Source organism: Pantoea sp. MQR6, assembly GCF_022761075.1.
In the GTDB taxonomy this organism is placed as follows: Bacteria; Pseudomonadota; Gammaproteobacteria; order Enterobacterales; family Enterobacteriaceae; genus Pantoea; species Pantoea phytostimulans.
In genome coordinates, this window is the sequence record NZ_JAKYXB010000002.1 from 232,395 (window position 1) to 251,219 (window position 18,825).

General features: G+C 51.8%; 19 protein-coding genes and 3 tRNA genes. 10 read left to right on the forward strand and 12 right to left on the reverse strand.

Annotated elements, in window-relative coordinates; all coding sequences use genetic code 11:
* The first annotated feature begins 94 nt into the window (after positions 1-94).
* Entirely contained in the window at positions 95-466 is a 372-nt protein-coding gene (locus MUG06_RS11200) for a helix-turn-helix domain-containing protein (RefSeq protein ID WP_243078817.1), read from the forward strand.
* 27 nt (positions 467-493) lie between these two features.
* Here MUG06_RS11200 and nadR read toward each other — a convergent pair whose 3' ends face one another.
* The 3 genes from nadR to serB all read right to left on the reverse strand — a co-directional run bounded on the left by nadR (position 494) and on the right by serB (position 4,297).
* The gene (gene nadR, locus MUG06_RS11205; protein ID WP_243078645.1) at positions 494-1,732 is read right to left on the reverse strand and encodes a multifunctional transcriptional regulator/nicotinamide-nucleotide adenylyltransferase/ribosylnicotinamide kinase NadR; all 1,239 of its coding nucleotides are present in this window, start codon (positions 1,730-1,732) and stop codon (positions 494-496) included.
* 191 nt (positions 1,733-1,923) lie between these two features.
* Positions 1,924-3,306: a DNA repair protein RadA gene (gene radA / locus MUG06_RS11210; RefSeq protein WP_215847696.1), complete on the reverse strand. Its 1,383-nt coding sequence runs from the start codon at positions 3,304-3,306 to the stop codon at positions 1,924-1,926.
* Between the two features lie 13 nt (positions 3,307-3,319).
* Complete coding sequence (gene serB / locus MUG06_RS11215) at positions 3,320-4,297, reverse strand: phosphoserine phosphatase (protein ID WP_215847697.1); 978 nt, start codon at positions 4,295-4,297, stop codon at positions 3,320-3,322.
* A 107-nt stretch (positions 4,298-4,404) separates the two neighbouring features.
* On the opposite strand from serB, the gene MUG06_RS11220 reads away from it, so the two are divergent.
* Positions 4,405-5,085, forward strand: a complete 681-nt coding sequence (locus MUG06_RS11220; protein WP_243078646.1) for a YtjB family periplasmic protein — start codon at positions 4,405-4,407, stop codon at positions 5,083-5,085.
* 207 nt (positions 5,086-5,292) lie between these two features.
* On the opposite strand, the gene yjjG is transcribed toward MUG06_RS11220, so the two are convergent.
* The 3 genes from yjjG to MUG06_RS11235 are packed head-to-tail and all read right to left on the reverse strand — an operon-like array spanning position 5,293 to position 6,815.
* A complete protein-coding gene (gene yjjG / locus MUG06_RS11225) occupies positions 5,293-5,973 on the reverse strand; it encodes a pyrimidine 5'-nucleotidase (RefSeq protein ID WP_215847699.1) in 681 nt (226 codons plus the stop codon).
* A 19-nt stretch (positions 5,974-5,992) separates the two neighbouring features.
* Positions 5,993-6,433, reverse strand: coding sequence for a ribosomal protein S18-alanine N-acetyltransferase (rimI, locus tag MUG06_RS11230; protein WP_215847700.1), 441 nt, complete (start codon positions 6,431-6,433; stop codon positions 5,993-5,995).
* On the reverse strand, positions 6,405-6,815 hold the full coding sequence (locus MUG06_RS11235) for a DNA polymerase III subunit psi (protein ID WP_215847701.1): 411 nt from the start codon (positions 6,813-6,815) through the stop codon (positions 6,405-6,407). The genes rimI and MUG06_RS11235 overlap by 29 nt, the downstream gene beginning before the upstream one ends.
* Positions 6,816-6,921: 106 nt before the next feature.
* On the opposite strand from MUG06_RS11235, the gene rsmC reads away from it, so the two are divergent.
* From rsmC to MUG06_RS11255, 4 genes are all read left to right on the forward strand, one after another.
* A complete protein-coding gene (gene rsmC / locus MUG06_RS11240; RefSeq protein ID WP_215847702.1) occupies positions 6,922-7,953 on the forward strand; it encodes a 16S rRNA (guanine(1207)-N(2))-methyltransferase RsmC in 1,032 nt (343 codons plus the stop codon).
* 153 nt (positions 7,954-8,106) lie between these two features.
* Positions 8,107-8,193, forward strand: a tRNA-Leu gene (locus MUG06_RS11245).
* Between the two features lie 31 nt (positions 8,194-8,224).
* Positions 8,225-8,311, forward strand: a tRNA-Leu gene (locus MUG06_RS11250).
* A 28-nt stretch (positions 8,312-8,339) separates the two neighbouring features.
* Positions 8,340-8,426 (forward strand) — tRNA-Leu (locus MUG06_RS11255).
* Between the two features lie 50 nt (positions 8,427-8,476).
* On the opposite strand, the gene MUG06_RS11260 is transcribed toward MUG06_RS11255, so the two are convergent.
* The gene (locus MUG06_RS11260) at positions 8,477-8,761 is read right to left on the reverse strand and encodes a DUF1435 domain-containing protein (protein ID WP_243078647.1); all 285 of its coding nucleotides are present in this window, start codon (positions 8,759-8,761) and stop codon (positions 8,477-8,479) included.
* Positions 8,762-8,990: 229 nt separating this feature from the next.
* Here MUG06_RS11260 and MUG06_RS11265 point away from each other — a divergent pair, with 229 nt between their 5' ends.
* From MUG06_RS11265 to MUG06_RS11275, 3 genes are all read left to right on the forward strand, one after another.
* A complete protein-coding gene (locus MUG06_RS11265; protein WP_243078648.1) occupies positions 8,991-10,088 on the forward strand; it encodes a diguanylate cyclase in 1,098 nt (365 codons plus the stop codon).
* Positions 10,089-10,281: 193 nt separating this feature from the next.
* A complete protein-coding gene (gene fhuF, locus MUG06_RS11270) occupies positions 10,282-11,073 on the forward strand; it encodes a siderophore-iron reductase FhuF (protein WP_243078649.1) in 792 nt (263 codons plus the stop codon).
* Positions 11,074-11,169: 96 nt separating this feature from the next.
* The gene (locus tag MUG06_RS11275; RefSeq protein ID WP_215847706.1) at positions 11,170-11,634 is read left to right on the forward strand and encodes a YbaK/EbsC family protein; all 465 of its coding nucleotides are present in this window, start codon (positions 11,170-11,172) and stop codon (positions 11,632-11,634) included.
* Here MUG06_RS11275 and MUG06_RS11280 read toward each other — a convergent pair.
* The 4 genes from MUG06_RS11280 to MUG06_RS11295 form a co-directional block, all read right to left on the reverse strand.
* Complete coding sequence (locus MUG06_RS11280) at positions 11,631-12,851, reverse strand: MFS transporter (protein WP_215847707.1); 1,221 nt, start codon at positions 12,849-12,851, stop codon at positions 11,631-11,633. The genes MUG06_RS11275 and MUG06_RS11280 overlap by 4 nt on opposite strands.
* 209 nt (positions 12,852-13,060) lie before the next feature.
* On the reverse strand, positions 13,061-14,047 hold the full coding sequence (locus tag MUG06_RS11285; RefSeq protein ID WP_215847708.1) for a nucleoside hydrolase: 987 nt from the start codon (positions 14,045-14,047) through the stop codon (positions 13,061-13,063).
* On the reverse strand, positions 14,044-15,075 hold the full coding sequence (locus tag MUG06_RS11290; RefSeq protein WP_243078650.1) for a LacI family DNA-binding transcriptional regulator: 1,032 nt from the start codon (positions 15,073-15,075) through the stop codon (positions 14,044-14,046). The genes MUG06_RS11285 and MUG06_RS11290 overlap by 4 nt, the downstream gene beginning before the upstream one ends.
* Positions 15,076-15,141: 66 nt before the next feature.
* Positions 15,142-16,536 carry an MFS transporter gene (locus MUG06_RS11295; RefSeq protein ID WP_243078651.1) on the reverse strand — a complete coding sequence of 465 codons (1,395 nt, stop codon included), beginning with the start codon at positions 16,534-16,536 and terminating at the stop codon, positions 15,142-15,144.
* Positions 16,537-17,122: 586 nt separating this feature from the next.
* On the opposite strand from MUG06_RS11295, the gene MUG06_RS11300 reads away from it, so the two are divergent.
* Positions 17,123-17,677, forward strand: coding sequence for a histidine phosphatase family protein (locus MUG06_RS11300; RefSeq protein WP_215847709.1), 555 nt, complete (start codon positions 17,123-17,125; stop codon positions 17,675-17,677).
* Here the strand turns inward: MUG06_RS11300 and MUG06_RS11305 are convergent.
* Positions 17,674-18,624, reverse strand: coding sequence for a WD40 repeat domain-containing protein (locus MUG06_RS11305; protein WP_243078652.1), 951 nt, complete (start codon positions 18,622-18,624; stop codon positions 17,674-17,676). The two genes, MUG06_RS11300 and MUG06_RS11305, sit on opposite strands and share 4 nt — an antisense overlap.
* Positions 18,625-18,825 lie beyond the last annotated feature (201 nt).

Here is an 18,825-nt window from a genome sequence, read left to right on the forward strand (position 1 = left end):
AAGATAGAGAGTTGAACGGTTGCGTCAATTACGCACTTTGTCTATCCCAGATATCCTCAAGGAAACCGACGTGGAAATAAATGACGTAGAATCAATGACAAATAGCGAGATCGCTTTAACCAAACCGATCATTGAAGAGATTGCAAATAAGTGGTCAGTGCTGATTCTGAATGTGCTTTGCAGTGAACCGACGCGTTTCAATGAACTAAAGCGCCGTCTGGGTAGCGTGACACATAAAGCGTTAACAGAAGCATTGCGACGACTTGAACGGAACGGGCTGCTTTCTCGTCGCGTATTGGCCTCGTCGCCAGTCGCAGTAGAGTATTCTCTTACGCCGTTAGGACGCTCGTTGCAGGAGCCTTTCAGCGCTATTTATCTCTGGGCGACACGACATCAGGGAGAAATTGAACGGGCTCAAAAGGGTTACGACCGAGCGACTAAACGGGTGGAACATGTCGAAAAATGAGGCGTGCAGGCGCACGCCTCGTCGGGATTACGGATTATTTTGTTCGCCCAACATCCCTTTCACCAGCTCAATGCAGCGTAGAAAACGCGCGTCGTAATCGTCCTCTTTAACGTGCAAAAATTCGATATTGTTCTCTCTCAGCATGGTGATCAACATCGATTGAAACTCACGCCGATCAACCGAACTGCCCAGGCTGCGTAAGCCGTCCGCCACCCAAGGCACATTGTTTTCCAGCAAAATGACTAAATCGAAGCGATATTCGTCGATCAGGGCCTGAACAAACGGATGTTCGCGCCCTTCGTACTTTAAACAGAACGCCTGCGTGGTGACAAAGTCGGTGTCGATGAACGCGACTTTGTTTGCGTACTTCACCGCAAAATCAATGTATTGCGCCTGACCCAACGCGATTTTGTCATAGTCAGAATATTGCAGCGCCATTTCGTCACCGCCAAGATGCGAGAAGACGTAATCGCGACCATATTCCCAGGCGCTGGTGGTGTTGAAAATATTGGCGAGTTTATTAACCAGCGTCGATTTGCCGCTGGATTCACCGCCAAGGATCGCCACGGTACGCACAAAGAACGGCTTCACTTCGGTGGGAATGTATTCCCAGAAGCGGAACGGATCCTGGCGGATCTGCGCGCCGCTAATGCTCATAAACGATCGATTGGGATCAACCACTACCGTTGGTATGCCAAGATGCTGTTCATACATCTCTGCGTCGGGCGCTTCGCTGGTGTAAATACAGTCGGGCGCAATACCCTGTTCACTGAGGAATGATTTTACCCCTTCGCTCCAGACATCCCAGCCATACGGGTAAGGCTCAATGCCCTCTTCATTAAAGGAGTGAATACGAATATTTTTTTGGTATTTAAAGGTTTGCAATAACCAGCGTAATCGGTCGCTGACGGTAGGCTGCTGCGACATGGCGCTGTTTTCGAACAAACCGCGATCGCGCGGCTCGTCGTAACCCATGATGATGTGCAGTTCATCAACCTGGCTACAGGCGCGCTGAATCAGATAAATATGGCCGGTATGCAGCGGATAGAACTTACCAAATACCACGCCAACCGTTTTATCGCGCCGTGGAAATTCCAGGCCGAGAAAGCGGTGTAACGCTTCTAATTTTTGTGCGCTGGGGCTTTTGATTTTGGCGTTGAGCAGCTGGCTCAAATACCCTTTGGTCATGCCGCTGGCATCGGCGACTTGTTGCAGCGTGTGGCCCTGCTGGCGAATGGCCGTTTTTAGATAATCAAACGACGACATGTCGTGCCTCCTGCGTGAATAATATGTGGCGTAAAGAGAAAAAGCCCTCACGCCAACTTTCGCCTGCAAGCGGAAAAAGCGATAACCCGCTGCGGCCCGGCATGTTAACTTTCATGCCGGATGCTGAATAAACATAGCCCTTTAGCAGAATTGTGCCCTGCTCCCGCCAGCGGAAACAGGGCAGGTAAAGCTTAAAGCTCTTCTAAAATAGCCAGCGCATCGGCCAGTTTTTTCGCACTGTAAACTTTCATGCCATCGATCGGTTTTTTCGGCGCGTTTCCTGCCGGAACAATGGCGCGTTTAAAGCCGTGCTTCGCCGCTTCAGAAATGCGTTCCTGTCCGCTTGGCACCGGGCGAATCTCACCGGCTAATCCTACTTCACCAAAGATCACTAAATCCTGTGGCAAAGGGCGATCGCGTAGGCTGGAAACCATGGCCAGCATCAAGGCTAAATCCGCACTGGTTTCAGTGACCTTAACGCCGCCGACTACGTTGACGAATACATCCTGATCCGCCATCTGTAATCCGCCATGACGATGCAGCACCGCCAGCAATATCGCCAGGCGATTCTGCTCTAACCCCACCGCAACGCGGCGTGGATTGCCCATCATGGAGTGATCCACCAGCGCCTGAATCTCTACCAAGAGTGGACGCGTGCCTTCCCACAGCACCATCACTGAACTGCCGGACGTCACTTCTTCGCCACGTGACAAGAAAATAGCGGAAGGATTACTGACTTCACGCATGCCTTGTTCAGTCATAGCAAACACGCCCAGTTCGTTAACCGCACCAAAACGGTTTTTATGGCTGCGCAGCGTGCGGAAACGCGAATCGGCATCGCCGTCCAGCAATACCGAGCAGTCAATACAGTGTTCCAGGACTTTTGGGCCGGCCAGCGAGCCATCTTTGGTGACGTGACCGACCATGATGATCGCCACATCGCGCGTCTTGGCAAACCGCGTCAGGTAAGCGGCGGTTTCACGCACCTGTGCCACGCTACCCGGCGATGACTGGATATCAGCCATGTGCATCACCTGAATCGAGTCGATAACCATGAGCTGCGGCTTCTCTTGCTCGGCAATCAGGCAGATTTGTTCGATGCTGGTTTCCGACAACATATTCATGTTTTCTGTCGGTAATCCCAGACGATGGGCGCGCATGGCGACCTGTTGCAGCGATTCTTCGCCTGTGACGTACAGGGTTTTCATCCCTCCCGCCAGCTTACACATCACCTGCAACAGCAGCGTTGACTTCCCTGCGCCTGGGCTACCACCAATCAAAATAGCGCTTCCCGGCACCACGCCGCCGCCCAATACGCGGTCAAACTCTTTAAAGGTGGTCGAGAAACGCGGTAGCGCTTCAAGGCTAATTTCAGAGAGTTTTTGTACCCGGCTGGGGCCAGCGCTGCCTGCGTAGCCGCTTAAGCGCTCGTTGCGCGCAGCAGTAGGCGAGGCAGCAATACGCACCTCGGTGATAGTATTCCAGGCATGGCAGGCGCTGCATTGCCCCTGCCAACGTGGATAATCTGCGCCGCATTCATTACAGACGAATGCGCGTTTTGCCGCTTTGGCCAAATCAATACCTCTGTTAACGCTCTTCGTGAATCAGACTGCCGCTGAGGATGCAGAAAACACCCATCAAATCGGCGTGGCGAATGGTGACTTGCGTCTGCTCATTCACCTTAGGTTTAGCATGGTAAGCAATGCCCAACGCCGATGCTTTAATCATCAGCAGGTCGTTAGCGCCATCGCCCACCGCCACGGTTTGCTCCGGGGCGATATCAAAACGCTGTGCCAGCTTCTTCAGCGTGTCCGCTTTATATTGTGCATCAACAATCGGGCCGATGACTTCACCGGTCAGCTTGCCGTCACGAATTTCCAGTTCATTGGCGACGATCGCAGCCAGATGCAGCTTATCGCGCAGATATTCAGCATAATAAGTGAACCCACCCGAGGCGATAGCCACCTGCCAGCCCAGCGCTTGCAGCTTCTGCACCAGCGTGGTTAAGCCTGGCATCAACGGCAATTCATCTCGCACCTGTTTCAGAATATTGGCGTCCGCGTCTTTTAATGTCGCTACGCGCTGACGCAGGCTGGCGGTAAAATCGAGTTCACCGCGCATGGCGCGTTCAGTCACTTCGGCAACCAGCTCGCCGCTGCCGGCTAACTTCGCAATTTCATCAATGCATTCGATTTGGATGGCGGTGGAATCCATGTCCATCACCAGCAGACCTGGCGTTTTCAAATGCGGGATTTTGCCCAACGGCGCCACATCCAGCCCGGCGTCATGCGCCAGTTTGCTGGCGAACGGCGTTAGCGAACCCGCCAGGCGAATCACCTGATACTCATCCACGTTCCAGGCGCTGACGATCACCATCGCCGCACCGAGTTTATGCTGATAATCGGTCAGCTGTTGTTTATCCAGTCCGCGACCGTAAAGCAACCAGCCGGTTCGGCCAGCGCGGTAATCCAGCGGCATCACTTCATCACCGCTCAGAGAAAGGGGCAAACCCGGCCAGAGTGAAACATCGGCGGGCAGATCGCACCAGGTAAGACGATTTGGCATTAGAGCTCCTGTAGGCACAACAAAACCACGCAAGAGGCTACCTTGTCTGCGCTGCTTCTGGCAACATAATCTCCAGGCTTTCTGTTGTGACGTGACACGGGTTATCGATGGCTAAAACTGCACTGAAATTTCGCTTACATCGTACGGTGATTGTACTCATCTCGATGGCGCTGTTGGTCGTCCTGATGCAGGGCGCGTCTTGGTTTAGTCTCGGCCATCAAATGGCGCGCTCGGAACAGGTAGAAGAGCTGGCGCACACGTTAACGAATCAGGTGGCTTTCAGCCTGCAACCATTGATGGACAACAGTGAAAATAATCGTAATAAGATTGAGGGTATCCTTGATCAGATGACCTCTAATAGCCGTATTCTTGATGCGTCGGTTTATGATGACGATGGCAGTTTGGTGGCGCACAGCGGCGAAAATATCAATGTTCGCGATCGTTTGGCGCTGGATGGCAAACGCGCTGGCAGCTATTTCAATCATCAAATCGTCCAACAGCTGAGGAACAGCGACGGCCCGCTCGGCTTTCTGCGGGTGACGCTGGATACGCATGTGTTGGTAACAGAATCACGCCAGGTCGATAACACCACCAATATTTTGCGTTTGATGATGCTGCTGGCGTTAGCGATTGGCATCATTCTCACCCGTACTTTGCTGCGCGATCGCCGTACTCGCTGGCAACAATCTCCTTTCCTGCTGACAGCCAGTAAACCCGTAAAAGAAGATCGGGATGAAGAAGAAGCCAAGGCGGAACGCGATGAAAAAACCGAGGAAAAGCGAGTTTAAGCCGTTAACGCTTTTGCTGATTAAGGGAGGACCTGGTTGCGCAAGCAAATTGACAGGGCTGATATGTTCCCCTCGCACGCTATCTGCTTAGCACGGCGGTGATTGACCGAATGATGACATATTCCAATCCGATAACGCGTAAACAAAAAAACCACCCAACGCGATGACAGGTGGTTTTTATAACCCGTTTAATCATTAAAAGCAGCGTTACGCTTTAAGAATGATTTCCAGTTCTGAGAGACGTTTGATTTGCCAGTCAGGCGTGATATGCGCGGGTAACGGGCGCGTGCCATGATCCAGCCAGCAGGTTTTAATGCCTGCATTCATACCACCAAGAATATCGGACTCCGGTGTATCCCCTACCATCATCACGCGATCCCGCGGCGGATTTCCCAACAATGAAAGCGCGTGATCGAAGATCTGCGCATCCGGTTTTGGCACGCCAACTTGCTCAGAGATCACTAAGATGTCGAAGTAATCGCGGAAACCGGTACGCTCTAATCGGGTTTGCTGTAACGCGGTGAAGCCGTTGGTGATAATCCCCATCTTAACCTTACCGTGTAGCAGGTTCATCAGGCTGACAGCCCCTTCCAGTGGCGTACAGATCTCAGCCATTGCAGAGAGGAAACCGCTGTTGAGAATTTCAGGTGAGATACTGAGTTTTTCACTCCAGCCGTTAAAGCGACGCGTTTGTAGTTGCAGTGCTGAGATGGCGCCGTTCTGATAATCGACCCAAAGCGGCTTATTAACCGATTGATAGTCAATATAATCCTGATCGGTAAACTGCACATCGTAGCCAGCAAAAAGGCGCTGCAATCCGGCATACGCATCAAAATGGAAAAGGGTGTCATCGGCATCAAACAGGATGCAATCCCAGTTCTCTAACATCAAAGCTCCTTTAAATTCCTTACAGCGTCAGCGCCATGATCAAAGCATCTTCACGTCCGCTAGCGGTGGGATAATAGTTAGGGCGGCGGCTTACCTGATTAAATTCGAGCTGTTCATAGAGCGCGATGGCAGGCAGGTTTGAGGCGCGAACTTCCAGCCAAAGCGTCATGACATCACGCTCAATTAGTTGATCGATTAAGTGCTGCAATAACTGGCGACCTAAGCCACGCCGCTGATAAGCGGGGTCGACAGCAATATTGAATAGTGAGGCTTCATCCAATACGACCTGCGTAATAGCGAAGGCAGCCAAATTGCCTTCTACTTCAAGTCGGAGATTTAAAAAACGTTCGCCCTGATTGCTGGCAAAAGTCTGTTCGCTCCAGGGAAAAGCATGGCTACGACGTTCAATGGCAAAAGCCTGCGCCAGATCGTCAGGGGTGAGAAAAGAGATGGCTGTCATGGTTACACATCTGTTGCCAGAGCGCGCGTTTTGCCGCGCCGCTGCTGATCAGTTCATTGAAGGAGGCGCTCGATAACGCGACGCCATTAAAGGGCTGTTCACTTTCAACGCCCAGTAGCCAGCCCGCACAATCCAGTTTTTCCGGCAGCATTTCCAGCTGTTCCGGCGTCACCATCATGACTTGTGAGCTTTGCAAATTAAGCGCATGCAGCACGTCGCGAATGATCGGCTCCTGTAAACCGGGCGCTGTTTCAGCCACAATAACTAAGCGTGTCTCCGCTGCCAGCGTGACGGCAATTTCGCCCTGTAGCACGCGCGGTCGGCGCAGTTGGTACTGCGTAATTCCCATTTGCTGTAAAAGCCAGTCGCGCCTGGACGTCATGGTGTTACCTGCTCTGCTGCCTGAATGCGACGCTATGCTAGCAAACCCATCGTACATGCGCCAACAAACCACTATAATCCCCGCTCAGATCTTACAGGAGCCCTACATGTCTGCTTTTACCCCGGCCAGCGAAGTTATTCTGCGCCACAGTGATGAATTTACCGCCCGCCACGTGCTGTTTGCTGGTGATTTGCAGGATGACCTGCCCGCTCAGTTGGAAACCGCTTCATCGCGCGTGCATACCCAGCAATATCATCATTGGCAAAACCTGAGTCGCCGAATGGGCGAGCAGGCGCGTTACGGGATGGTTGCACAAGCAGAAGACGTGCAGGGCTGCGATACGCTGGTTTACTTCTGGACCAAGAACAAGCCGGAAGTGCAGTTTCAGCTGCAAAATCTGCTGTCAATGTTGCCGGTAGGCTGCGATGTGTTTGTGGTGGGTGAAAACCGCAGCGGCGTGCGCAGCGCCGAAGGCATGCTGGAAAAGTATGTAAAACTGGAAAAGATCGACAGCGCACGCCGTTGTGGTCTGTATCACGGTCGTCTGGAGACGCAACCCGAGTTTGATGCCAACGCGTTTGGCAATACTTATCAACTCGATGATTTGACCATTCATACGTTGCCGGGCGTATTCAGCCGTGATGGTCTGGATGCTGGCAGCGCGCTGCTGATGTCAACGCTGACGCCGCACATGAAAGGCAAAGTACTGGATATCGGTTGCGGTGCCGGTGTGATTGCCGCATCCCTGCCGCGTCATTCTCCAAAGGTGCGTCTGTGGCTGTGCGACGTCCATGCCGCCGCAATCGAAGCCAGTAAAGCGACATTGGCAGCGAATGGACTGGAAGGTGAAGTGTTCGCCAGTAATGTCTTCTCAGACGTGACCGGCCGTTTTGATCTGATCCTCTCCAACCCGCCTTTCCATGAGGGTGTTCAAACCAGCCTGGACGCCGCACAAACCTTGATTCGCGGTGCGGTAAAACACCTTAACAGCGGCGGAGAGTTACGTATTGTTGCCAATGCATTCCTGCCCTATCCACAGGTGTTAGACGAAACGTTTGGCAACCATGAAGTGCTGGCACAAACCGGCCGTTTCAAAGTTTATCGTGCCGTTTACGGTCGCGGTGCGAAAGCCCGTTAAAAACCTGTTTTTGCGTTAACTTTGCTTTTGCGGTGGTGAAAACGTTGCTTTTTGCAGCGATCGTTTCATCACCGTGAAATATCTATTGACGCAATGGGTAAAATCTCTAAAATGCGCCTCCGTGGTTGTAATACTATCAAGTGTTACGGGTATGCGAAGGTGGCGGAATTGGTAGACGCGCTAGCTTCAGGTGTTAGTGTCTTAACGGACGTGAGGGTTCAAGTCCCTCTCTTCGCACCAAAATCACATATTTCATATCGCACAGCACTGCGCGAAGGTGGCGGAATTGGTAGACGCGCTAGCTTCAGGTGTTAGTGTCTTAACGGACGTGAGGGTTCAAGTCCCTCTCTTCGCACCAATGCGGTGATATGAAAAGACAACGCGATGCGAAGGTGGCGGAATTGGTAGACGCGCTAGCTTCAGGTGTTAGTGTCTTAACGGACGTGAGGGTTCAAGTCCCTCTCTTCGCACCAACGTTGTCCTCCTTTCTGTTGTACTTCCCGCTATTCCCAACGCTAAACAATCATACCGCGTGAAAATTCACTGAAACTGCTGCTAATCCACCGGCTAATGCCAGGCAAGAGGGCAACAGCAGGTAATGACGCAGGTGACGATTAAACAACATCACCACTGTCAGCAGTAGCGCCACAATCATTACGATTCGCCATTGGCTAAAACTCGGCTCCCACAGCGCAAATATTGGCAGCGCTGCGCAGGGCAATAATATTCCCCACGCACTATCCAGTTTTTTCCCCATCATCCAGCTGAATCCCCACAAACCGCAGGCGGCAACCATCGCCATAATCATTGCCCAACCCCTCAAATGATAAGCATTCCCATTATCATATGACAATTATTCTCTTCCTGCAGCCTGTTTTTACTTTGCCTGGCCGGGAAGATGACAGACCAGTTGGAAAATGCTAAATTGCGGCCGATAACTCTCTTTAGAACACAGCAATAATTTGTTTATTGTCCGTCGCAGAATATTTTCTGCCGGCTTGCGCTTTGGTATTTCAGGGCCGTCAAGAGTACTTATAATGAAAATACAATCTTATGATGAATTGAAACACAGCAAATATCGGCTATCGCTGATGCTTTTATTATTTTTAAATATCGCCGTGTCGCTATTTTGTCTGGCGCCGATGATAGGCCTGGCGAAAAGTGAAATGACGCTGCCGGTTATCCTCGTTACGCTTTTAAGCGCAGCGTTGTTAGCCCTGTATTTAATCAAGCCAAAACTAAAATTACCGCTATTAAATCCTGTTGCTTTCATTCTTGGCGCCTTGTGGGCCTGGCATATTAACTATCGCTACCATCTGGTTTTTTATTTTGATGGCAGCTTTTTGATCATCAGCTTGTTGAGCGTGTTCTTCATTAGCGCCATCGCCTTGAGTGATTATCTGCTGGCTTTCTGTCTGAATATCACGCCGCCGGTGTTAACCGTGCTGCTGCTGGACAATGGCGAACACCTTGCATTGATTTTATTGACCATCGCCCTGCCGTTGATCGGCTTCTCCTTGCAGCATCTGATGCGACGTCGCACCGATCACTTCACCCTGCGATTGATGCACCAACTTTATGAAGAAAAAGAGAATTTTAGCGATCTCAGCATGCTCGATCCGCTGACGGGTTTGTATAACCGACGCGGGCTAAAAAACCGTTTAGACAATATTCTGGATAATCATGCTGGCAGCCATTATGTGCTGTTACTGGATATCGATCACTTCAAAGCCTACAACGATAATTACGGTCATGCGATGGGCGATCAGGCGCTGGCACGCGTTTCAATAGCGATTCGTGATGCGGTACGCTCGCGTGATGTAGTCACACGCTACGGCGGTGAAGAGTTTTTGGTATTAATGACCAACGTCAATGCCTCGATAGCCATGAAACTGGCTGAAAGAATTCGTCAGTATGTGGTGGATTTAGAAATTCCTCATCGCTTTAACGAACGTGTTTCTACTCACGTTACTATTAGCGCCGGGATTGCGCCTATCTATGATAACGAATTTGATCAGGCTGTTGCGAACGCTGACCGTGCGTTATATGTGGCGAAGAATCAGGGAAGAAATACAATTCTTGCCTGGGAGGATTTACCAAAATCCAATGTCATGTCATCCAGTGAAGCACATTAATTAATGCGGCGATGGTGGGCAATAATATTGCTTTATCCATCGCTTGCACTATTCTGCCCTATAAGTTCCTATTAATGACTTAATTAAACCCTACAAATTAAACAGAATATCCAGCACGCTCACTCAGCTTGTAGATAGAATCAATAACGATTATCATTTGCTTTCTTATCTCCACTTTCCGCTGCGAGTTGGCATGGCAACTGTATCTGAACAGCAACATCGTTTTAGCGCCCAACCGGTGATTTTCATGCAAAATCATCAGTCGCTGGCGGATGTTTTACATGAGCTGATGCGCACGCAGCGTAGCTACATGCTGGAAGTGATTAAGTTTGGACAGCCCACCACGCCAACGATGACGTTAGCGGAATGGTCCTCTTCCGATGCGTTTATCCCACTTACCCAGCGTTACAGTGATTATCTCTATCGCAATCATCCTGAGGCCGTTCGTGAAGCCAAACCGGTGCAATCCTTGTGGGCGCAGTGGTACTTTGGCCTGCTGTTGCCACCGCTGATGCTGGCGCTATTACTTGAACCGCGCGCGCTAGACTGTTCTGTAGAGCACATACGCGTGGCGTTTCATGAAAACGGTTATCCCTGCACCTTTTGGATTGATGTGCAGGAAGATGAAGACGCGCACTATCTCAATGCGCAACAGCGTATTGATCGACTCATTCAGCAACACCTGATTCCTGTGGTGAATGGCATTGCTCAGCACGGTGACATCAACGCAAGGCTCATCTGGAATAACATGGGTTTCTCTTTCTCCTGGTTTCTTGGTGAGTTGAAAACCCAATTGGAAGAGCATGTGGTGTTACAGCTTGAACAAGCGCTGTTTTTTACCAGCCGCCTGCTGGATGGTAGCGATAATCCGCTCTATCGCACCATGCTGCCGCGTAATGGTCAGATGGTGCGTCGCAGTTGCTGTCAGCGCTACCGCATTCCTGATGTTGAGCAATGTGGTAACTGCACCCTAAATCCAACCTGATTCCTGCGCATTCTGTTACGAATTCTCTCTTTATCTCGTTTACAGCTTTCCTGGCTTATGGCAGTTTTTATGCCTTCGATTAGCCTGGAGAGTAAGATGAGTCTGGAGTCGGTCCGCCAGTTCTTTGCCGAACACGCCCCTGAAATTGACATTATTGAGATGGCAGAAAGCACCGCCACGGTAGATATGGCTGCACGCGCTCATGGCGTTGCGCCAGGGCAAATTGCCAAAACGTTGTCCTTGAAAGTCAAAGGTGAAGTGGTTTTGATTGTTACGTGCGGCGATGCACGGCTTGATAATCGCAAACTGAAAGCGGCGCTAGGCGCTAAAGCACGCATGTTAAGCGTGGATGAAGTGATCAACTGGACCGGGCATCCGGTTGGCGGCGTTTGCCCATTTGGCCTGGAAAACCCGCTCACCGTTTATTGTGATGTGTCGCTGCGCAGCTTCGATGAAGTGCTACCGGCAGCGGGCGCCATCCATAGCGCCGTGCGTATTACGCCACAGCAAATGGCCGATCTCACTGCGGCGAAATGGGTGGACGTGTGCGAAGCACGTTAAGGGGACGCTTTCGCTGGCGCACCTGAAATCTCAATGCCGCGCGTTTCGCGGCCAAACGCCACCAGTACACAGATCAATATCGCCACCGTACCCGCCACTATCGCCATGCCCAATCCGTAATTGCCGCTGTGCGCTTCGGCAATACGTGATTGCAGCGTGGCATTCACTGAAGCAATCAAATTACCTAACTGATAAACAAAGCCTGGCAGCACCGCGCGTGCATTAGCGGGAACCAGTTCCGTCAGGTAAGTGGGCACTACGCCCCACGCGCCCTGCACCATGAACTGCATCAAAAACGCACCGGCGCCAATGGCCCATGAACCGCTGGAAAAAGCCCAGAGCGGCAACACGGGTAATGCCAGAAAGGACGCCAGGATAATCGCTTTTTTACGGCCAATACGTTCCGACAACGCACCAAAGCAAATACCGCCTAGCATGGCTGCAATGTTGTAGCTAATGGCGATGATGCTGACCGTATGCGCATCGAACTGATGCTGAACTTTCAGGAAAGTGGGATAAAGATCTTGGGTGCCGTGGCTAAAGAAGTTAAAGCAGGCCATCAACAGCACCATATAAATACACATCTTCCAGTGCTGTCGAATAATGGGCAGCAGCGCCGAGCTCTCTTTACGTTCACGCGCCGCTAACCACACCGGTGATTCAGGCACTTTGAAATAGATAAACGGCAGCAGCAGAATAGGCACCGCGCCAATCAGGAACATGCCGCGCCAGCCCACGGTTTCGAAAAACAGGCCGAAAATGATCGATGCCAGCAGGTAGCCGCAAGGATAACCCGCCTGAAAAATACCTGACATCAAGCCGCGCGAGCGGTCTGGAATGGTTTCTAGCGCCAGCGATGACGCCACGCCCCATATCCCGCCCATTGCCACGCCGTAAATAACACGGAACGCGAGAAAAGCACCGAAGCTAGGCGACCAGGCTGAAAGTAATTCAAACAGTGAAAACAGCACGATATTCAGCATCAAGATCGGTTTTCGACCATATTTTTCCGCTAACCGACCAAACAGCAGCGCACCAATCGGCCGCACCGCCAGCGTCAACATGATCGCTATTGATACATCAGAAACGGAGGTGTGAAAGTATTGCGCGAGGTCGCTCAATACAAACACCAAGATAAAGAAGTCAAAGGCGTCCAGCGTCCAGCTGGCGAAGCTAGCAAACGCCACATTCCGCTGGGTCGAAGTCCAGTTAAACATAGGAGTATCCTGTCTGAGAGGCTTCCGGCTCGTTGGCCGAAATTATTGTGGGCGCAACCCGTTGCTGAGTTACGAGCTTGTTAAGCTTTTGTATATATCATGTCAGAAAGGATTAGCGTGCTAACTAATTGTCAGCCTCTGCTTCAGGCTGTAAATAAGCGTGTCTGGAGATGTGAGAAGGGAAATGGGCGAGATAATCGCCCAAAAAGTCAGTTTTTCAGACTGGCAAATGCCTTTTGAATAATCGCCAGCAATACATCATTATCCACGCTGTGGAGCACATGCACCAGCGCGCCGCAGTGAGCAGGAATGCCAACATCAACGCGCAGCGGTTGACGGTACCGCCAGCTTTTACCTCGGGTTGCTCCTTCGCGCAGTTCGATATCGACCCGATAATCGATGCCGCAAGCAACGCGCTGATTGAGTAGCCAGGCGACGACCAGCGCATCGTGGATCCAGCAGCCCGGCAGACGACGCGTACGCATGGAATAGTCAATCCACGGGCGCAACGTTTCACGCACAAACTGCGTCAGTGGATGATCAATATCGGTGAGCCGTGTGAGATCTTGCTGGGTAAGCAGGGTTTGCGTGGTGACATCCATCGGCACCAGCGTCAACGTTGCGCCACTGTGTAATACATAATGCGCGGCTTCGGGATCCACACCAAAATTGGTGTCTTTGATGTAGTCATCTAAGGCAAAGACGCCGCCCATAATAACGATTTCTGCCACGGATTCTGCCATCGCCGGATAGCGCTGCATCGCCAGTGCGACATTGGTCAGCGGCCCAATCGCCACCAGCGTGATCTCACCGGGATTATCACAAATCAGTTTGCCCATCGCCTCGGCTGCATCGTCACCGTCAGCCATGACAGCATCGGGTTGACGCACGCCTTGCCACAGCTTCACAAGCTCCAGCTTTTCAACCCGCTTATCCAGCGTTTCACGCCAGGGTGCGGGATCTTCCTGCAAGGCCTGCGTCGCGCCCTGCACCACGGGAATATCCAACCCGAGCCGGACAATCAGATCTTTTGCTACCTGCGCACCGGTTTCGCAGGGCGTGTTTCCTGCAACGGTAGTAATCAATTCCAGCGATAACAAAGGCGATGCCAGCGCCAACGCAATCGCCAGCCCATCGTCAGTGTTGGCACCCGCAATGCCGTTTCCCGGATCACAATCAATAATAATTCTTTTCATTTTCTTCTTAGGTTAATGCTGACCTGACAGCCGCAAGATTCACCAATTTCAAGTTGATGCGGAAACTCTTCCAGCTTCGCTTCGCCATCCCAGTTTTTCAGCATGGCAATGGCGCTTCGAGCCATATCACGCAGCGGCTGGCGTACAGTGGTTAAAGTAGGGACATGAAAGGCAGATTGCTCGGTACCGTTAAAACAGACCAACGCCACATCTTCTGGAACCCGAATGCCTTGTTCAGCAAAGGCACGAATACAGCCAATGGCCTGTCCTTCATTACTGGTAAATAAGGCGCGCGGCATCTGATTATTGGCGAGCATTTGCAGGCCGGCATCGTATCCGCCCTGCCGCGAATAGCTGGCGGGAAAAATCAGTGATTCATCCACCGTTAAGCCTTTTTCCTCCATCGCGTCGCGCCAACCCTGGACACGATCTTGCGCGTTCAGCATCTCTTTTGGGCCGCTGATCATGCCGACACGCTGATAACCGTGGCTCAGCAAATGCGCACAAACCTGATACGCCGCCTGACGTTCATTCACCCGCAGCATGCCAACACCCGGCTGCGGTTCAACGCGATCCAGCATCACCAACGGTGTGCCGCTGGCTTTGATCACATCAATATAGGGATGGCGATCGACGCTGTTGTAAAACAGACCGTCAACCTGACGGTTGAGTAAACCCTGAATAAGTTCGAGCTCGCGCTTACGGTCATCGCCTGCGTCGCCAAGCAACATAACGTGACCGTGATTAAGCGACTCTTGCAGCAGCATGTGTGCCATTGAGGCAACGAAAGGATTGCTGATATTGGGCACTACTAAGCCAAAAGTCTTGGTATTGCCAGACGCCAACGCACGCGCAGCTGCGTTAGGCCGATAACCGGTTTGCTTAATGGCATCAAGCACGCGCTGCCGGGTAGCCTCCGCCACCGGGCGCGGCCCGTTATTCACGACATAACTGACCACCGCCACCGACGTGCCTGCGACTTTTGCGACATCACTGCGTGTCACTTTACCTGTCGGCTGTTTAGCCAAGGCGTCTCCTTAAATCAACGTGCGAAGCGCACCAGCACACTCCGCAGCTGAGCAAATATTGCCAGATTAAATCGCATCCTCTGGCAGGTTGAGATCGCGCCCACGCGTTTCGGGCGCAACAAAAGTAGTGAAGAATCCAATCGCCGCCATGGCAGAAAAATAGACGGCAATCGGCCACCAATGTCCGGTATAAGAGAGCATTGCGGCAGCGATCAGGGGCGCCGTACCGCCAGACAAAATTGAGCCAAGCTCTTTGGCTACCGCCATTTTAGTGTAGCGATGATTGACGCCGAACAGCTCCACGCCCCACGCCGCCTGCACGCCAAAGATACCCAGCGACGCCAGCGCCATGCCCACGACAATGACCGGGATCACAATTGCCGTCTCACGCGTATCAAGCAGCGTAAAGGCAGGCCATGCATAGATCATCAACAACAGGCAGAATACCCGGTAAACAATACGGCGACCAAAACGATCGGAGAGCCAACCCGCCAGTGGAATCACCAAAAAACCCAGCAGCGAAGCTAAAAATACCGCCGTTGTTGGCACTGATTTATCCACCATCAACACTTTAGCGACATAGCCCACGATAAAACCCTGAGCAAGATAAGAAGGCCCGTTTTCACCCATGCGCAGCCCCACCATGGTCCAGAAAGCGCGGGTACGCTGCCAGAATGGGCGGCTATCTACATCCTGACGATGCGTGGTTAGGGTTTGCGCTCGTTCAGCTTCAAGCTCCGCCTTTTTGCGCTCGAAAACCGGCGTTTCACGCAGGTTACGGCGGATCCACAGCGCTGCCAGTGCAATCACTACGCTGCTGAGAAAGGGAATACGCCAGCCCCATGCCAGCAAACTCTCCTGATCCATCTGCACCACCAGCAGCCACACCAGTGAAGCCAGCAACGTGCCGCTATTTGACCCCAGCGCAATCACAGAAGAAACCAGGCCGCGACGTTCAACCGGCGCATATTCTCCTAGCATTACCGTACCGCCAGAAAGCTCCGCCCCTGCGCCCAACCCTTGCGTGAAGCGCAGCAGCACCAAACACGCGGGTGCCCACACGCCAATGGCGGCATAGCTGGGAATTAAGCCGATTAAGGTGGTTGAAGCACCCATTAAGATAATGGTAGTGACCATCACGACTTTTCGGCCTTTACGATCGCCAAGCCAGCCGAAAAAAAGGGCACCAATCGGGCGGGCTATAAAGCCAACTGACCAGGTTGCAAAGCTAGAAAGTAATGCCATCGCGGGCGTCGCTTCCGGGAAAAAAACATCCCCAAAGATAATGCCCGCAGCGAGGCCGTAGAGTGCGAAATCTGCATACTCCATTGCCGTGCCTAGCCAACAAGAGAACGTGGCGCGCCAGAAGTCTTTGCGGCCGGAAGAGGTATTAAACCGCGCATCGGCGGCAGAGGTGGAAGACAGTGATGCCTGTTGCTTAACGGAATGTTGTGCTGCCATAACCCTATCCCTGAAAAATGCAGTTGGATAAACGCCCTTCCGTGGGTCAATTCTCTGCTTATCAGCAGAACGGCCCGGCAGAGACGTTCAGTTGGCTAACCATGATGAAAGGTCATTAAAGAATTCCCTGGTGTTGGAATCTTATTTTCCGTCTTTACCGCCGATCTTATGTTAATCGGTCGCGTAAACCAGACGAAAGTAACATCACCATTATTGCGCCTACCGTGCCTCAAGCACCCAGAGCAATCACTGTGGCCACAGTGTATCTACGCGCGTAGATAAATCAAGCAACGTCACCTTAAAATGTTAAGATAATTTCATTATTACTACGCGTCATTTTCTTTTTTTATTGCTAATTCAACCTATTAGTGACGAAATAGCGCAAATAAAAAGATTCAACGCGTCGTTAAAGAGTATTTTTTCTTATCATTAAAGGCAGTCGCAGCCTGATGCCTTTCATCGCCTGCTGTTGTCGCACAGCGCTATGACAACGTGATGACAACAGCGGTTTATTCCGAAAATGCGTTAGCTGATTGGCATATGACGACAATGCATTACCCTAAAAAGGAGATACCGCAGGAGTGTTATGACGATTATTTTGATGCGACACGGTAAACCCGACCATCATGTGGGGGGACGGATCAACGCGCAGGCGCTGGCTGACTGGTGCGAAGCTTACGATCTCGCGTTGGTCAGCGATCTGCCACCTGAACGCAGTATCCATATTGCTCGCCAGGCCGCAGTGGTGGTCTGTAGCCCGCTGCCGCGTGCCCGTTCCTCTCTCGTCCAGCTCGGTTTACATCCACAGGAAATCGATGATCTCTTCAGCGAAGTGGCGATTCCGTTACTGCGATCTGAACGGGTTCATCTGCCTACCCCGGTTTGGCTGACGCTGTTGCGCTTATTGTGGCTGTGTGGCTATGCGGGAGAAACGGAATCCTTGCGGCACGCGCGCCGACGGGCCTCACAAGCGGCTGACAAGCTGATTGAACATTCCCAACGCGGTACCGTGCTGCTGCTCGGGCACGGCATTATGAACAAGATGATTGCCCGTGAATTGCGTAAACGCGGCTGGCAGGCTGAAAAACATGCCAGCAGCCGCCACTGGAGTTCAGCGATCTATCACCGCCCTTTTATCTAATCCAGCTTGAAGTAACTCAGTATTTCGCAGCCCGTGCCCACGCGCGGTGTTGCAATCACTTTTCGCTGGGCTAAATCAATCACACTCAGCGTGCCATCATCTTCGTTGGCTATCAGTAACTGCTGTTTATCGGCGCTGAAGCACCCATCCATCGGTTTATTACCTACCACGATATCGCCCAACGGATTAAGCAGATCGTCAAACAGCGTCACGATCGGTTCACCATCACCTATTGCTACCAGCATTTCGCCATCCGGGCTAAAGCGCACCACCTGACAAGGTTGTTGATGACCCGGCAGCGCCAGCCGCTGGCGAATGCGATGGCTTTGTCGATCGATCACATAAAGCGACGGCGCATCGGCAGCACTCGCCACCAGATAGGGATGTTTTGGTGAAGCAGCGATCCCCGCAATCGGGCCAGGCAATAAAATATTGTCAATGACGCGTCCCTCAGCTTCACACAAATCCACCACGGTGATGCTGGCGTCCTCTTCGTTATCGGTAAACAGTTTGCGGCCGCTGGGTGACAGCGTAAGGCGATGCGCATTGTGCGAGGGAATGGGGATGGTTTTTTCCACTTTGTCGGTCGCGGGATCAATCACCGCAACCATCGCGCTGTTTTCACAGCAGAGGTAAACCTTGCCGTCTCGTCCCAACTGGCCGCTGTGTGGCGCACGCAGCGGCGACATATCAATGAAACCGCTGATCTCACGACGCCGTAAATCAATCACCGCCACTTTATGACCAGGATGCGGATTATCGCCGTGAATGCCATCACCGTAGATCGGCACATACGCTTTTTCCCACGGTGTGAGCATCAGTAATTCATGTGGTCTCGGTGGAAAGGCGTTTAACTCTTGCTGCACCGCAAAAGTTTCAGGATTGAGAAACAGTACACGATTGCCTCGTTTATCTACCGCCAGCAAACCGCTCGATTCATGCTGCATATCGTCTCCTTTCTCTGTAAGCCTTCCTTAAGCGTAGACAATCACCGTTACTCGGTGCGAGCCAACCTATAGATGAGCCGCGTTAAAGCACGGAGTTAAGCTCAACTGTCCGACCTGAATGTTTGAAACCCTGCTGTAGCAGGAGAGTGCAGTAAAAAATTAAGAACTTCCTTAATTAAAAAAACGTGCAGCAGTAATAAA

Coding starts and splice junctions, on each gene's coding strand:
- MUG06_RS11200 (WP_243078817.1), top strand. CDS start 95: ATGACAAATAGCGAGATCGCTTTAACCAAACCGATCATTGAAGAGATT.
- nadR (WP_243078645.1), bottom strand. CDS start 1,732: ATGTCGTCGTTTGATTATCTAAAAACGGCCATTCGCCAGCAGGGCCAC.
- serB (WP_215847697.1), bottom strand. CDS start 4,297: ATGCCAAATCGTCTTACCTGGTGCGATCTGCCCGCCGATGTTTCACTC.
- MUG06_RS11220 (WP_243078646.1), top strand. CDS start 4,405: ATGGCTAAAACTGCACTGAAATTTCGCTTACATCGTACGGTGATTGTA.
- yjjG (WP_215847699.1), bottom strand. CDS start 5,973: ATGTTAGAGAACTGGGATTGCATCCTGTTTGATGCCGATGACACCCTT.
- rimI (WP_215847700.1), bottom strand. CDS start 6,433: ATGACAGCCATCTCTTTTCTCACCCCTGACGATCTGGCGCAGGCTTTT.
- MUG06_RS11235 (WP_215847701.1), bottom strand. CDS start 6,815: ATGACGTCCAGGCGCGACTGGCTTTTACAGCAAATGGGAATTACGCAG.
- rsmC (WP_215847702.1), top strand. CDS start 6,922: ATGTCTGCTTTTACCCCGGCCAGCGAAGTTATTCTGCGCCACAGTGAT.
- MUG06_RS11260 (WP_243078647.1), bottom strand. CDS start 8,761: ATGATTATGGCGATGGTTGCCGCCTGCGGTTTGTGGGGATTCAGCTGG.
- MUG06_RS11265 (WP_243078648.1), top strand. CDS start 8,991: ATGAAAATACAATCTTATGATGAATTGAAACACAGCAAATATCGGCTA.
- fhuF (WP_243078649.1), top strand. CDS start 10,282: ATGGCAACTGTATCTGAACAGCAACATCGTTTTAGCGCCCAACCGGTG.
- MUG06_RS11275 (WP_215847706.1), top strand. CDS start 11,170: ATGAGTCTGGAGTCGGTCCGCCAGTTCTTTGCCGAACACGCCCCTGAA.
- MUG06_RS11280 (WP_215847707.1), bottom strand. CDS start 12,851: ATGTTTAACTGGACTTCGACCCAGCGGAATGTGGCGTTTGCTAGCTTC.
- MUG06_RS11285 (WP_215847708.1), bottom strand. CDS start 14,047: ATGAAAAGAATTATTATTGATTGTGATCCGGGAAACGGCATTGCGGGT.
- MUG06_RS11295 (WP_243078651.1), bottom strand. CDS start 16,536: ATGGCAGCACAACATTCCGTTAAGCAACAGGCATCACTGTCTTCCACC.
- MUG06_RS11300 (WP_215847709.1), top strand. CDS start 17,123: ATGACGATTATTTTGATGCGACACGGTAAACCCGACCATCATGTGGGG.
- MUG06_RS11305 (WP_243078652.1), bottom strand. CDS start 18,624: ATGCAGCATGAATCGAGCGGTTTGCTGGCGGTAGATAAACGAGGCAAT.